10 protein-coding genes are annotated in these 14,582 nt (G+C 67.7%); 2 read left to right on the top strand and 8 right to left on the bottom strand.

From position 1 onward, the window contains the following. Window positions 1–24: 24 nt before the first annotated feature. The 6 genes from GFH49_RS23105 to GFH49_RS23080 all read right to left on the bottom strand — a co-directional run bounded on the left by GFH49_RS23105 (window position 25) and on the right by GFH49_RS23080 (window position 9,544). A complete protein-coding gene (locus tag GFH49_RS23105; protein WP_155053965.1) occupies window positions 25–1,251 on the bottom strand; it encodes an IS110 family RNA-guided transposase in 1,227 nt (408 codons plus the stop codon). Window positions 1,252–1,825: 574 nt separating this feature from the next. Continuing rightward, window positions 1,826–2,866, bottom strand: a complete 1,041-nt coding sequence (locus tag GFH49_RS23100; protein WP_155057994.1) for a hypothetical protein — start codon at window positions 2,864–2,866, stop codon at window positions 1,826–1,828. Then, on the bottom strand, window positions 2,863–7,248 hold the full coding sequence (locus tag GFH49_RS23095) for a coiled-coil domain-containing protein (RefSeq protein WP_155057993.1): 4,386 nt from the start codon (window positions 7,246–7,248) through the stop codon (window positions 2,863–2,865). The genes GFH49_RS23100 and GFH49_RS23095 overlap by 4 nt, the downstream gene beginning before the upstream one ends. Next, a complete protein-coding gene (locus GFH49_RS23090) occupies window positions 7,248–7,505 on the bottom strand; it encodes a hypothetical protein (protein WP_155057992.1) in 258 nt (85 codons plus the stop codon). The genes GFH49_RS23095 and GFH49_RS23090 overlap by 1 nt, the downstream gene beginning before the upstream one ends. Continuing rightward, window positions 7,498–8,043 carry a hypothetical protein gene (locus GFH49_RS23085; RefSeq protein WP_155057991.1) on the bottom strand — a complete coding sequence of 182 codons (546 nt, stop codon included), beginning with the start codon at window positions 8,041–8,043 and terminating at the stop codon, window positions 7,498–7,500. Before GFH49_RS23085 ends, GFH49_RS23090 begins: the two co-directional genes overlap by 8 nt. Beyond that, a complete protein-coding gene (locus GFH49_RS23080; RefSeq protein WP_155057990.1) occupies window positions 8,030–9,544 on the bottom strand; it encodes a hypothetical protein in 1,515 nt (504 codons plus the stop codon). The genes GFH49_RS23085 and GFH49_RS23080 overlap by 14 nt, the downstream gene beginning before the upstream one ends. A gap of 291 nt (window positions 9,545–9,835) precedes the next feature. Here GFH49_RS23080 and GFH49_RS23075 point away from each other — a divergent pair, with 291 nt between their 5' ends. Next, on the top strand, window positions 9,836–10,684 hold the full coding sequence (locus GFH49_RS23075) for a hypothetical protein (RefSeq protein ID WP_155057989.1): 849 nt from the start codon (window positions 9,836–9,838) through the stop codon (window positions 10,682–10,684). Between the two features lie 146 nt (window positions 10,685–10,830). Here the strand turns inward: GFH49_RS23075 and GFH49_RS23070 are convergent, their stop codons facing one another. Next, window positions 10,831–12,468 carry an amino acid adenylation domain-containing protein gene (locus tag GFH49_RS23070; RefSeq protein WP_155057988.1) on the bottom strand — a complete coding sequence of 546 codons (1,638 nt, stop codon included), beginning with the start codon at window positions 12,466–12,468 and terminating at the stop codon, window positions 10,831–10,833. A 116-nt stretch (window positions 12,469–12,584) separates the two neighbouring features. Beyond that, entirely contained in the window at window positions 12,585–13,010 is a 426-nt protein-coding gene (locus tag GFH49_RS23065) for a hypothetical protein (RefSeq protein WP_155057987.1), read from the bottom strand. A 990-nt stretch (window positions 13,011–14,000) separates the two neighbouring features. Here GFH49_RS23065 and GFH49_RS23060 point away from each other — a divergent pair. Next, the coding region (locus GFH49_RS23060; protein WP_196218103.1) for a transposase domain-containing protein at window positions 14,001–14,582 on the top strand (582 nt) is incomplete at its 3' end.

The raw sequence follows: 14,582 nt of genomic DNA, 5'->3' as shown, positions 1-14,582 counted from the left end.
TCAGACACCCCATGTCGTTTGGTGTCAAGCGGTATGGGGTTGTGCGTGGTGCGACCAGGCGGTTGCTTCGTCGTAGAGGGTGCGGGTCTTGAGGCATCCGTGGAGGATGCCGACGAGCCTGTTGCCGACCTGGCGGAGGGCAGAGTTGTAGCCGGCCTCGCGGGCTCGCTGCTTGTCGTAGTACCGGCGGGCGCCGGGTGAGGCCCGCAGGGCGGAGAACGCCTGGCGCTGAAGCGCGTCGGCGAGCCGGTTGTTGCGCACGTAGCGGGCCTGGACGGTGTGGCTCTTGCCGGAGGCCCGGGTAACGGGGCTGGTTCCGGCGTAGTTCTTGCGGGCCTTGGCGGAGCTGTAACGGGTGGGATCGTCCCCGAACTCGGCGAGCACCCGGGCGCCGGTGATCTCTCCGATGCCGGGCATGGAGAGGTAGATCTCAGCGTCCGGGTGCGCGAGAAAATGCGCCTTCACCTGCTCTTCCATCGCGGCTATCTGTTCGTTGAGGGCGATCAGGAGACGAGCATGGGCGGTCGTGGTGGCCCCGTAGGCGGCGGCCACCGGCTCGGGCAGTTCCAGGTGCTTCTCGCGCAAGGCGGCCTGGATGGCCCCGGCCTTCTGGTCCCGGTTGTGGCGTCGGGCGCGGGCCAAGATGGCGGTGATCTGGATGCGGGTGAGCCTGGCCGCCGCCTGGGGGGTGGGCGCCTTGATGAGCAGTTCCAGCGCGTCGGTGCTGGTCAGCTCCAGGCTCGCGTAGGCGTTCAGGGCTGCGGGGAAGTACTCGCGCAGCGTGTTGCGCAGTCGTTGGAAGGTGCGGGTGCGTTCCCAGATCAGGGTCTGGTGGGCGCGGGCGACGACCTTGACGGCCTGGGCCTGGTCGCTGTCGCCGGCGATGGGCCGCAGCTGGTCGCGGTCGATGCGGACCATGTCGGCCAGCGCGTGGGCGTCGCCTCTGTCGCTCTTGGCGCCGGAGGTGCTGTACCGCTCCTTGAACCGGGCGACCTGCCGAGGGTTGATCGCGTAGACCCGGTAGCCGGCCGCAAGCAGGGCCTGCACCCAGGTGCCGCGGTCCGTCTCGATCCCGACGATCACGTCGCAGGGGACGAGGTCCTCACCCGCATGCTTCGCCACAAGCTCGTGGAGCTTGGTGATACCGTCCGCGCCCTCGGGCAACCTTGCGGTCGCGAGGCGGCGGCCGGTGGTGTCCTGGACTTCGACATCGTGGTGGTCCTCGGCCCAGTCGTCGCCGATCAGCAGCAACTCATCCTCCAGGTCAGGTACTTCCCGGTCATGCAGCCCGCGGAAGACACGGCACGCGGCCTAATGGATCCAGTGCTCACGCTCAGCTCGGCGGGCACGCCACCCCATCAGCGGTCATGGCCTTCCGGCCAACCAGCAGGGGCACGGTCTGACCACAGAACTCACAGTGGTTCCGGCGACATAAGTGCTCACCTGCTGGCGGCTACGGCACCGAGTCTCTCCGACCCGGCAGCTCCCATTAGGCGGCTGCGGAGGATACGAGATTCGAACTCGTGAGGGGTTGCCCCCAACACGCTTTCCAACTGTTCGTCCGAGGGTTCGGGGAGGGACGGGGACGTTCTGACCTGCGGTGGAGCGGTTCGCTGGACAGTCGGCGTACGCCTCCGGACGGGGGTGAATGCAACCAAAACTGCAACCAGAGGTGCAGCTGTTCTGCCTGGTCAAGGAGGATTTGTATCAGCCCGGCCGGCGAGGGATGGGCAGGGAAGCCAGGGCGTGACCGCAGGCGGCTGCGGTGAGTAAGCGAGGCTACGCCGCAGACCGGGGCCAGCGGCCAGATCTCCCGAGTCCCGGATCAATGTGCCAGCGGCGCGTCCCTGAGCACGTCGAAGCGAAGGGCCTCCTGCGGAACCGCTTGGCCGGTGACCAGAAGGTTGCGTGCCTGATCGCGGACTGGGGCGGGGAGCCATGCGACCAGCTCCCGGGCCGTGGCCTCCGAGGTGGGACGAGCTGGGCGCGGGGGCTGGGTGACGAGCAGAGTCCAGAGCCGCTCGGCCGGTCCTGCCGGAATACCGGCACGCTCGGCAGTGGCGCAGGCCGTGATGGCGATCTGGAGACCTGCGGCGTCCAGGTCGCCGAGGTAATCCAGACGTGTGACCGGGAAGGGCAGCGCCGCAAGAGACTCCAGGGGTGCGGTGTTGCGGCCCTGGACCCAGGCGACGGCGGCCCAGGGTGGGACAGTGCGGGCCCGCAGAACGCGGAGGAGCGTGCGGAAGGCGGCGTGGTTCTCGACGCAGACTACGGCGCCTGATTGGCCGATCTCCGAGGTGACCGGCTCCCAGACGAGAGGAGTCGGCAGCCGCTCGCAGCGCAGCAGCTCGAACGTCAGCCGGTCGGGCGCCCATAGAGTGCTGCCCCCACGTGGAGGATTGGTGTCGAACGCCTTCTCGTCGAGGAGGAGTTCGTAGGCCCGTTCGGAGACGGAGACGACCGGGACCCTTCCGCCGCCGGTACGCCGGAGCCAGTCGTTGACGGCCAGGAGAAGCTGTCGCTGTGTCGCGGAGAGACGAAGCGTGGCTGCCCAGTCGGCGAGTTCACTGCGCATAGGCACGCCGACGGGCAGCAGCTTGTCGGAGGGACGGGCCACCCCCAGTAGGGTTACGGCTTTGGGTAGGACTGTTCGTCCCCGGCGTACGGTCGTGGTCCGGCTTGCCGACCACAGTCCTTCCCGCTCACCGCGCTTGATCGTGTCGTGGACAACTTCGGGCAGCGCGGACGCCTCGATTCCAGGGTTCTGCACGCCGATTGCGGCGGCGACGTCGTCGGTGTGGCGGCGACCACCCCGCCCGTCAGGGTCAAGGGCAGCGATCAACGCCGCCAGGTCGATGTGACTCATTCGCCAAGCACCGCCCTGACGTCGCGTTGTACGAGGACCAGATCAACCAATTCGTGGGGTCCGTCGTCGACAACGACGACCTTCTCGCCCGAGGACGGGCGGGAGCGCCGGCCAAGCATGATGGTGCGGTCGAACATCGACAGCGCCCCTTTGTCTTTGGGCGCGGCGGTGAACAGAAGCTGCAGGCCGAGCTGGTCGGCGGCGCGTCGCATCGTCCGGACGAACTGATCCGCGGATGCCTGTCCGAACGGATTGTCCAGCCATAGCCAGCCGACCGAGGTGGTGTCTGAGAGGGCGCGGACTCTCGTCATCGTGGCGTACAGGAGGACGCCTGCGGTCACCCGCTGACCACCGGAGAAGTTCTTCAGTTCGGCGACGTCGACGCGGTCGAGGGAGAGGTCGATATGCGGTTTGAGCAGGCGCACCCTGAAAGGAGCGTCAACCAACGCCCGGGCGGCGGCGAACAGCAGGGACTGCGCGTCCGACCGGCCGGCGCCAGGCGTCAGCAGGGCGTGGACTACACGGGCCACGCGGTCGATGGCGACGGATTCGTCAGCCGGAACCTTTTCGTGCTCGATGACGACGAAGCGCCGCTCGGACCACTCGCCCAGACCATCCGGTAGTCGGGACTGGTTCTGGTAGGCGCGAAGCCGGTCGAGCGCACGTGACGCCTGAACGTGCAGCATGACCGCGCAGGTGTGGACGTCACGGTCATGTCGGTCCAGGTCGTCCCTCAGCGAGACAGCCCGTTGTTCGAGTTCTCCCGCAATGCGTTCGGACTCGGCAGGCAACTGTTCGTCGCCGCGCAGTCGTGAGATCAGGTCGATGACGCGGGAGTCCTCCGCGGCCTCGACCTTGCGCGCCTGCGGGCTGTTGGCATGCGCTCGGACTATGCCGGCTTCCGCCTGTCGAGCCTGCTCGCTGTCCGTCAGGTGCTTTCGTGACTCGCGGACGCGTTCGGAGACGGCCGAGATCCGGGTGGTGAGTGCGGCGATGTCATCCGCACGGCGGCCGGTCAGTGCCGGGTCGGCGAGGTAGCGCAGCGCGCTCACGCGTGCCTCGACCAGCTGGGCTGACTGGCGGGCCGCCGTCGCAGCGTTCTCCGCGTTCCGGGCGAGTTGTTCCTCGGAGCGCTGGGTGAGCAGTGACTGGGCCGCCAGTTCGGCGAGTTGGTCGGCGAACCTCTCGGCTTCGTCGGCCTCCGCGACCTGATCGGCTGACGGGAATCCCTCGATGTCCGGGGAGGAGCGGTCTGCCCGGTCCTCGGCCTGCCGTTGCTGTTCCTGCTTGGCTGTTTCCGCGGCCTGCCACGCCTTCGCGTACTCCTCGCGGGCTTCCGCCTCGCGCTCCTCGGATCGGCGGGTCGCCGTGTCAAGCGCGACAGGATGCCGTGCGTCATCGGTGCCGGCGAACCGCTCGGCCAGACGCCGCTGGTCGATGTCGGCGTCCAATTTCGCGTCCAGGTCCGCGAGGCGTTGCCTGGTGTCGGTGATCCGCTGGCGGAGTTCCGGGTCGACCGCCGCGTCCTCCAGGGCCGATATGACGCTTTCCAGGCGCGCTCGGATGGTGGGCGCGTCATCGGTGGGGACGGGGCCGTCGGTAGTGGCCGACAGTCCTGCGCTGCGTAGTTTGTCGGCCGCGTCGTCCCGGCGGCGTGTGTGGGTGCGTACGAGGTCGCGTGCCCGATCGACAGCGATGGCGAGGTCCGGTAGCTCCTTGCCGAGTTGGCCGACGCGGCGGCGGTGCTCGGCCTCGGCTGTGCGCAGGCCCGGCAGCTTCTCACGGGCACTGGAGAGGGCGCTGGCAGCACTGATCACCGGGATGAGGAGTCGCCACTTCTCGGTCGCGCGGTCGATGAGGTCTTGTGCGGCATCCCGTGCGGCTTGGTGCTCCTCCTTGAGCCGGGCGAGATCCTGGAGCACGTTCGCCGCGGTTTGTTCATCGCTTCGGGCTGCTTCCACCCGTTCCTGAGCGGACCGGATCTTCTCCTGGATAGTGGTACGCGGGTCCTCGGGGAGGTCCATCCAGAACTGGGTCAGGGCCGCGAGGGCGCTGCGGGCGTCGGTGGCACGCTGACCGGCTTCCTGAAGGCGCAGAGTGGCCGAGGCCAGCGCGTTCTCGGCGGCGGCGACCATGTCACGAGCCGCCTCCCGGTCGTAGGTACCCGGGTGCGGGAGCAGGACACGGGCGAGTGTTCCGTCGGTGTGGTCGGCCGCACTCCGTGATACTGCGGCCTCTGGGTCGAGGACGGCACCGACCCATACCGCCGTGTCGGTGTCGAGATCGCCGATAGCGTCGAGGGCGCGGTGGAAGTAGTCGGAGTGGGAGACCACCACGCCGGACGCGATGTCGGGACGTGCCGTCGCGAAGGACAGGGCGGCTTGAGAGGTCATTGTGTCTGCCAGCCACCGCCATCCCGGCCAGGCCGGCACATCGGCGTCCTGGCAGCGTCTGACGGCCTCGTCGACCAATGCAGATGCCGGAAGCAGACCGTCGGCCCCGACCGCGTCGAGGGTGCGCCGGGCCTCGTCGGCGGCGGCGCGTCCCTCGGCGGCGTCTCTGTCGGCCGTCTCGGCGCGTTGGCTCAGTGCGTCCGTGAGTGCTGATCGGGCGGTCCACACCTCGATGCCGCTGTCGCCGACGGCGTCCCGTACGCGTTCGTCATCCTCCAGAGCGCGGACTCTGTCGTTTACTTGCCGTAGCTGGCGCGTTGCGCTCTCCACGTCGTGCTGGGCGGCGACGACCGTGTTCTGGGCCTTTGACATGGCCTTCCGCTGGGCGTCAGCCTGTTTGTCGACGGCCTTGAGCGTTTCGTCAGCCGCCTCGCGGTTCCTCAGTGCCGAAGCGGCTTTCTCCTCCCATTCGGCTTCCACGACGTCCGGATCCGCACCATCGCGAATCAGACCGGCGGTCACTGCCTCGGAGAGGGTTCGCTCGGAATTGGTGATCTGCTCACCGACATGCCGGACCTGCTCGGCGGCCGTCGCGTGGGCCGCCACAGCCTTCCGTTGTTCGTCCTGGGCCGTCATCAGGGCAGTGGCTGACCGTTCCTGTTGCTCCTCGGCGGTACGAAGGTCGGTGGCGGCACGGTCGCGGTGGTCGGTAAGGAGCCGGGCGAGGGCGTGCAGGTGCTGCTGTTCCTCCTCGCGAAGCTCCGCGGTGTGTTTTTCGGCAGCCTCAAGACGCGCCTTGAGCCCGGCCAGATGAGTTCTGGCTGTGTTGGCGGCGAGTACGTCTTGGACGAGTCGCCATGCAGCCAGCTCGCGGACCGAACGGTCGCGGTCCGCGCGACGCTTGTCCGCGAGGACTGCGGCGGCGTCGGCCCTGAGTTCGGCCGCTCTCAGCCGCATGCGCAACCGGTGTGCCTGTGCCCTGCGTGCCGTCGCGCCCGCCTCTCTGCGTAGGCGTTCGTGCTCCTCGTGCTTCTCGCCGGAACTGGCCTCCTCGGCGGCCAGCTCGTCCAGGGTCGCCTCGGAGTCGGCCACCACAGTCGCGGCGTTCGCCTCAGCGGTGGCCACCGCCCGCCTGTGAGCGGCGACCTGATCATGTGCGATCGCGAGGCGTAGCAACGGTTCGGTGAGGCTCTCCCACAAGGCGAGTTCGTCGGACCATCGGGGCCGCGCGGCGGCGTTCGCCCGCAGGACTTCGATGCTCTTGCCGATCTGCTCGACGGCCGTGGTCGGGGTGGTCGCGCCGATGAGCCACCGGACGCAGGCGTCGGAGTCAGGGAACCGCATCACATGATCGACGCCGCCTTCCGAGGCGTTCATCTCGGACTGGAACCGCAACTGCTCCACGTCGACTCCGGCGGCGGCCAGCCAGTTGCCCCAGGTCCGTTGGTGGTCTGACGGGCGATGCGGCGGGAGCGCGCCGCCGCCGGGCAACATCCCTCGCACCGCCTCCACGAACTGCGCGTGGGTCGCACGTCGGCCGACGCTGGTACGGAACGGCAGGTCCTCAATGGTCGGACCCGAGCCGTAGGTCACCCATCCGTAGAAGTCGCGCTGCAGTCTGCGCGGGTTGTCGACGTCTTGAGTACCGCCGTCTGCCCAGTCGGCCACCATGCCCATGACGATGCGCTGGAGTTCGCCGTCCACGACTCGGGTGGCCTGCTCGACCACATGACAGACATCGCCCGAGCGCACCAGCTTCGCCAGGGACCGGTCGGATTCACCGCGGATGAAGTCCCTCGCGTGCGGCAGGTACAGTCCGAAACGCAGAGCCGTGATAGTCGTCTTTCCCGTGCCGTTGTCGGCCCACAGCGCGGCATGCCCGGTCGGCTCGAAGGGATCCGACCAGTTGATGCTGAGCCCCTCCAGCCGTGACTCGGGGAAGCCCGCGCCTGCCAGGTAGGTGCGCTCGAGTCGCCAGCCCGTTTGCATCACTCGCCCCTCTCGTCGTCGAAGGGCTTGCCATGACCGGTGTGGGCGGACTGACCGTGGCTGTCCTTTCGGTGTCCTTCCGGCGCCTGCGAACCGATGATCGTCTGCCACACGAGAGGGCCTCCGGCGGTCGCGACGTGGGCGCGGAAGCGGTCCGTGGAACGCCACACCTTCAGCTCAGCGCGCGGAGGCGGAATCGTCCTGTCGACCATGACCAGTCCGAAGGCCGCGAGCATCAGCAGCACGTCCTCACACATCCGCACCGTGCAGTCCCGCTTGGAGGCGGCCACTCGATGTCAGAGCGACCTGTTTGCGGTTGGTGGCGTACTCGCGCCATGCCTCGCCGAGCCCGCCGTCGAGCGTGATCTCTTCCCCCTCGATAGCCGCCGCGTGTTCGCGTACGAGGCGGTCGACATCCAGGGCGGTGACGCGCCGCGTACCTGGCTCGCGCACCGCACGAGGGGTCGGATAGCACCAAGCCGTCGCTCCGCCGAGGGCCAGCCCGTACACCAGCCGATCAGCTGTTCCCCGGATGCGGAGCCAGTGGCTGGTGTCCGTCACCGCCAGGGGCGAGGTGGGTTCAGCGATCAGCACGAGGCCCGCTGAGCGATCGGCGGTCAGTACTCGCAGGCCGAGGCCGTCGGCCGTCTCGTCGAAGGCGGTGCGCAGGTCAGGGTCGGTGTGGAAGCGGTCCAGGAGTCGGCTGTAGAGGTCATGGCGGGCTGGGGACATGGCGGGGTCGAGGCCGTACCTGAGAAGGAGGCCGACATCCCTCGCGTCGTCACGAGCCGTCATTTTCGTCCCCTTTCCGACAGACGAGCAGATCGGGAACGTCCAGGTCTGTGAGCACCCCTCGTATCCCGTCATCCAGCGCCCACCACTCGTCCGAACCCTCCGGCCGGCCGTCGGGACGCCAGAGCATCATCGCGTCGAGCGCGAGCAGCAGCCGCAGCCTGCGGCGGGCGGTGTCACGTGAACCCCCGACGACGGTGACCATCTCGTCTACGACGGCAGACGGCCCCTCGGAGGCGAACAGCCGGTCGGCATCGGCCAGCAAGTCGGTCAGCCGAGCCTTGGCGCCAGGCATGATCCGATGGGCCCGCAGCACATGGGCCACATCGTGGAACTGCTCCGGGAACTGCTCGTACACCCCGTCAGCGTCTTCGAGCGGCTCGTCCACAATGGGCGCCGCATCCGGCTCCGGCACCTGCTTCGGCGGTACGACAAGTCGGTCCGCGAGCGTCGCGACATCCAACAGCACCCGCGGAGCCGGTGGAGACAACTCGGCACCACGAGGCAAAGGCAGGCCGCCCAGCAGCGCCGACAGTACGTCCGCTGTCGGGTCGATCTCGCTCACCGGCACAGCGCTGAACGCCTGCGCGGCCTGGGCCTCACGCCAGCGCGGAGCGGCCCCGATCACATCGGTCTGCAACACGGCCAGGGTCTCCACCGCGTCACCGAGCCGCGAAGCGGCTACGGACAACTGCCGGACCGCCAGAGGCTCCTGCTCCTCGGACGCGTCGGCCCGCAGGTTCTCCAGGTGCCGCAGCAAAGTGCCGTCGACGCTGATGCGTCGCTCCAGATGCGCAGCTGCGGCTAGGAGTTCGGGCCGGAGGACCCTCAGATAGTCGACGCGGGTCACGTCACGCTCGGCCTCGGCGATCATGCGACGGACGTTTGCCGCGTAGGTTCGTGACAGCGTCAGGGCATCCTCTGCCGAGTCGATCGCGGCGTCCAGACGCCCGCTCTCGGCCTGCGCCCTCATGACTGCGATCACCGCTTCATGCTCGTCCTCCAGTGACCGGTTGGTCGCGATGAGCAGCAGGGTTACGGCAGTGTTGTCGGCGTTGACGTGCAGAGTGCGTCCGTCGGCGGCCAGCGTCTCGTACAACACACGTACCTGAAGGGGCACCGGCTGCCAGCCCGAGTCGGGATCCGCGTACTCCACGGTGAAGTACGGGGTCGGCTCGTCGTGGCGCAGGAGGTGGTCGAGGAGATGCCGGGCGACGTGCGCGTGTTCCTCAGCGGGGCGGTGCGGAGCCATGCTGCTGGTGACGCGGGCCATGCTGGAGAGCACCTCGTCACGAGGGGCACCGAGATTGCCCTCCAGCCCGGAAGACAGCGCGATCGTGTCCACGCACGACTGGATCAAGGCGACGAAATCGTACGCCGCCCATTGCACGCTCGACGAGTTCCTCGCCCGGTTCAGGTGCACGTCGAATATCGGCGACAGGTGGGCAAGTGTTCGACGGCGGCGGGCGGCAGTGCTCGTCAGCGGAGAACTGGTGCTCTTCACGCGCACCTCCTCAGCCAGGCGGGCTACAGCCGTCGACTCCTGATGCAAAAGAGTATGTCCAGCTGGCGAAGCCACGACTCCTCCGGTGCTCGGGGCTCCCAGCCTGGCAGGTGCAGATCACACGAGAAGAGCTTTTCCAACTATATGCGGCACCGTGCGGCTTGCGCCCGAAGACTGGCTTTGTTCAATTTTTCGGCGAAAGGAAGCACCGTGGCACTCAATTCAGATCGCACGGCCACAAACAGCGCCCGAGTATGCGAGAACCAGTCCGGCAATGGTGCGCCGCCCCTGTTGGCTCCGGCACCAGAGCAGGCCGCGTGCCCACTGCTGGCACATGACGCATGGGCTCTGCCGGTCGAGGTCCTGGGCGATGCCCTGGGCGCGACGTTCTCCGAGAAGGAGCTGATCCACGACCACCAGGCATGGCTCATCGCCCTCCGCGGCCAGATCGCCGTCTTCACGGCCCCCGGATTGTCCGAGGAAACGAAGAAGCACTGCATCCGGCGGCTGTTCTCCGAGTACATCAGTCACGGCTGGGCCGCCATCACAGTGGACTCGGAGGAGGGGGTGACCTTCGCTGAAACCTTCCTGGAGGAAGTTGATCCGGAGGAATGCTCAGCTGTCGAACCACCCGAGGTACGCCCGAAGCAGATCGAGGACGTGCGCGACCTCTACGAAGGCTCCACCTACGAGCCGCTGCATGGTTGGCGCAGCGACGAGGAGGTGATCGCCGCACTGCGCACGCTGATCACCGACGCACTCGCCGGCACGGCCGAGGACATCCCGGAGGAGGCATATCCGCTTCCCGACGGAGTGGGTGCCGCGGTCACGATCGGCTACGACGACCAGGGAGCACCGCACCCCCTGGTCTGGGTCCGCACGGACATCCCCAGCGGCCTGCGGGCGGACCTGTGGGGGTACTGCGCTGCCCTGTCCGTCAGCTTCGACCGCGTAGACATCGAGCCCGACGAGGACGGGATCTTCTACGTGGGGATGGAACGCTCGCCGGTGAGCGGCCCGGGACTGGCGCTGCTCGCGGCAGTCACCATACAGCGGCTGGGCCGACGCCCTGAGGACTGCGCCTTCCCCCTCCTCTCGTCCCCTGCTCAGGCAGAGGAGGCACTGCCACTGGCTGCATGACGGGGGAGAACGTCGCCCATCAACCGGTGCGGCCCGTCTGACTCCAGGCCGCTCCCCTGCGTGGTCTGCCGAAGCCCCCTGTACCTGGTGCCGTCACCGGGTACAGGGGGAACACGGTGGGACGACTCACTCCCACCCAGCGCGAATTACTCGATGGGATCAAACCCCTCAGGCTGCTGCTCAGCGGAGTTGTAGCGGGTGAGGCGGACGGGCTGGTCGGCGTGATCGGGTGCGGTCCTTACAGACAGTTCAAGTCCGTCATCTGCGGGGCGGACTCCCGTGACCTGCAAAGGCGGTGTCTCCATAGTGACAGGGCCAATTGGGATGCTCTGGCCGAGGATCTCGACACGGTAGTCGTCCACGAGCCCGGTCCCCCGGACAAGCCCATTGGTGGCTGCGAGCTTACGGATCTGAGGAGTGTCGTCAGCGGTGAGTGTGGCTGTCATGGTGGCGTCGACTTCGGCGGTACGACCAGTGAGAAGGGCGTAAGCGGTACGGACGGCCGCCTTGTCGTCGCGCGGGATGTCCATGGGGAGTTCGAATGTGGTCACGGCCAACTTCTCGATCGCGGCCAACTGCTCCAGCAGTTCGATCATGGTATCCGCTGCACGCTGGTCCATTCCTTCCGTCGTCGGCACAGGTACAGACTCGGTGAGCGGTTGGCCCGCGAGCATAACGTCCAGCGTGTGGTGTGGGAGCAGTGAAGCAGCGAACCGGACAGCCTCCAGTCTGGCGGTAGGCCGCAGTCGGTCCACGGCCTCGTACTTCAGCTTGATCTGGAGTGCGCCGGCGCTGTGGTCCATCCGCAGCTGGCATTCGTACGACCCGGTGACGTCGGTGCCGCTCAGGACACTGCCACGGGTGCCCATGCGCAACCCCGTCATCCGCAGCCCGAGTACCGCCATGCGCTGGCCTTGCGCGTCCGTGACCACCAGATGCGCCGTGTGGTCAGCAGGGACCTCGTGAGCCGCGACCCTCAGCCTCATCCCGGGGCCGGGCTGCCCGTGGGGGATTCCCAAGACAGCAGGCCCGTTCACCCGGAAGTCTGCGATGTGCTCGCCGGGCACCTCGACGGCGTCGCCGAAGGCGATGGCACGTTCCCACGCCTGCGCGGTCTCCTTAGCCTCGGGGGTATCCGCGAAGGCCACCCAGAAGCCGGCTGGCCGGTCCTGTACGGCGCCAGGATATGCAGGAAGCATCTCTACCATGCTGTCCGCCCCCGGTCCCGCAGTCATCCTGAACTGGTAGTGCGGTTCCAGTTCAGCCAGCCGCTCGATCATGCGGCGCATCCGCTGCACGGCCTCCCCGACGTTGGCGATCGGACCCCGCTCTGGGACCAACTGCCGCAACAACTCCTCCGTCTCGGCCATGGCGTTGGCGAAGTAGAACCTGCGGACTTGCGGATGCTCGGTCAACCGCGCCTCGATCCACGCGGCGCCACGCCACTCGAGCTCGAATGGATACTGCGCACGCAGTGTGTTGAACCACTGCAACTCGCCAGGGGTTGGATCGATGGGAACGACCAAGTCCCAGGTGACGGGCCTGAGCCTGGCTGCTCGCGCGAGGGATGACTCCACCTGGTTCCTGCGTCCGTCCGTCATCCGGCCGGTGAACGACTTCATCTCGAAGACGTGCAGTCCGTCGTGATCGGTCAACTGCGCATCCCGGCCGCCATCACCTCCGGCGCCGTCGATTCGCTGGATGTCGGGGTGCATCCGGCTCAGTAAGACAGCGACGCCCTTCTCGAACGCCTTGGGGTCCTCGGGCCAGGCAATCCCGCTCATTCGTCGCCCGCACTTTCAATCTCATGCTCCCAGTAGGCAAGTAGGAAGCGTAGCGAGGCTCATGAAGTCCCGGCTTCTTGTCGTTGAGGGGAATGCCGTGGCCGTGCCGTGCGGAATCACCGATGAAGTGTCGGAGACGTGACGGGTGTGATCCGCGTCTGCCCGGCTTCAGCTGCCTCCTGGAGGAGCTCGTCCCAGTCGGTGCGGGGGAGCCACGCCTTGCCCAGGAGGTGGGCCGTCCACCAGACGAGATCGGCCCAGCTTCGACAGCGGTGGATTTCAATGGCGTGCGAGTTGGCGTTGGGGGCCGGGTCGCAGGAGTGCTGGTGAACGCGCCAGTGCGCGGGGTCCGGGTAGGACTGGAGGCTCTCGCCCGAGAAGGTCAGGACACCGCGCTCGGGTTGCTCGGCTTCGAGCTGTTCCCAGGCGCGTTCATTGGTCGTCGCCTGTTCGATCTCCGCCATGTCCACCCAGAGGCTGCCATCGCCGTCGGCAATGGTTTGCTTGCACGCATCGCAGATGGCGACCAGTTCATGCGTCACGGGCGGCCATTCCTGTCTCAGGGGTTGCGCGGAGCGCCGACCGCAGGCGAGGTCCACGCCGATGACTGGGGCCGTACGCGAGCGCCGTGCCGACCGAAAGGGTCACGCCCGGCGACTCGTCCATCCGCGCGATCGACTTCCACGGTGCCAGCGCCCGGATGCCACGCCGGTGCCGGCGCGGAGGACCAGTCGGGTGCTCCCGGACGCAGAGCCTGAAGTGCCTCCACTCCCATCCCGTGGTTCATGCCGCCACAGACGCAGTCGCACGGCGTTTCAGGTGTGGCCAAGGCGCAGCTCGGCGAGCCGCAGAAGGATGTATCGCCGTCGCCTGGGTGCTGTCGGCACAGGGGAGACCAGCACGGAGTCCGCAGGTACCAGTCGAGGCAGCCGACCGCGCCGGTCAGCTCGCGATCGAGGACCGCCAGCATGACGGGAATGACGTCTTCCAGCATGGTGACGGTGCTCCAGTGGGACACCGGCGGTGCGTTTCCGACGACGGATTCTCGGTAGCCGGAGGCGAAGGTACGGGCCATCGCGTGGTCACTGATGGCGCAGAGGTCCGTACTCAGTCCGAGGGGGCGGAAGTCGCCGATCGCCCATGAGTCGTCGGAGAGATGAGCCCACCGACTGCCGGTAGGGCGGCACTCGAAACTGCCGCCGCGAATCTCCTCCCACTCGCGGACCATACCGATCAAGACGGCTTCCGTCTTACGGCCGTCCGCGAGCCGTCTCTGCTCAGCAGGTGCCTTGGCCAGGGTGCGGTTGATCGTGTCTTCGACCTGCTGGGTGTTCTGCGAGCCGGAGCCTGTCTTTGGACGCGACGAAACCAAGCAACACACCTCTCACGACGGCGTACGCAATGTCGGGCAACCGAGGTCATTGTCTCCCTGCTCGCCGCCGGGAAACCAAGAGCCAATGCCGTTCAGTTAGCGGGTGCTGAGTCGTCCGCTGGTGCCCTGTCGGCTGGTCGTGGGTCGGTAGGGTCGGCGAGTGACTGGCGCTCAGACGAAGACGGAAGTGCCCGAGGCCGGCGGGCTGTTGACGGACCACATCGCGCTGGGAGTGCTGACGGACGCCTTCCCCAGAGAGCTGCTGGATGAGGTCCTGGCAGCGACCGGACGCCAGGAGAAGCGGGTCCGGCTGCTGCCCGCACACGTGGTGATCCGTTTCGTGCTCGCGCTGTCGCTGTTCTTCAGGGACTCCTACGAGGAGGTCATGCGCAAGCTCGCCGGAGGGCTGGTGGCACTGGCCTCGTGGGAGCGGGTCTGGAAGGTGCCCGGACCGTCGGCGCTCACCCAGGCCAGGCAGCGGCTGGGGGCCGAACCGATGCGGCTGCTGTTCGAACGGGCCGCGGTGCCGGTGGCCCAGCCGGGCACCCGCGGCGCCTGGCTGGCCGGCATGCGCCTGGTCGCGCTGGACGGCACCAGCCTGGACGTCGCGGACACCGCTGAGAACGCGGCCCGCTTCGGCCGCTGCGGATCGGGCCCGAAGGCATCCGCCTTCCCCAAGGCCCACCTGGTCGCGGTCAGCGAATGCGGCACCCACGCCGTCATCGGCGCCCAGGTCGGCTCG

It is taken from the genome of Streptomyces blattellae, assembly GCF_009709555.1.
GTDB classification, from domain to species: Bacteria; Actinomycetota; Actinomycetes; order Streptomycetales; family Streptomycetaceae; genus Streptomyces; species Streptomyces blattellae.
This window is presented reverse-complemented; position numbering and strand designations above follow the sequence as displayed.

What these genes read in the sequence shown, in the direction of transcription:
- GFH49_RS23070 (WP_155057988.1), bottom strand. Translation starts at nt 12,468, where the DNA reads ATGAGCGGGATTGCCTGGCCCGAGGACCCCAAGGCGTTCGAGAAGGGC.
- GFH49_RS23100 (WP_155057994.1), bottom strand. Translation starts at nt 2,866, where the DNA reads ATGAGTCACATCGACCTGGCGGCGTTGATCGCTGCCCTTGACCCTGAC.
- GFH49_RS23095 (WP_155057993.1), bottom strand. Translation starts at nt 7,248, where the DNA reads ATGCAAACGGGCTGGCGACTCGAGCGCACCTACCTGGCAGGCGCGGGC.
- GFH49_RS23085 (WP_155057991.1), bottom strand. Translation starts at nt 8,043, where the DNA reads ATGACGGCTCGTGACGACGCGAGGGATGTCGGCCTCCTTCTCAGGTAC.
- GFH49_RS23090 (WP_155057992.1), bottom strand. Translation starts at nt 7,505, where the DNA reads ATGTGTGAGGACGTGCTGCTGATGCTCGCGGCCTTCGGACTGGTCATG.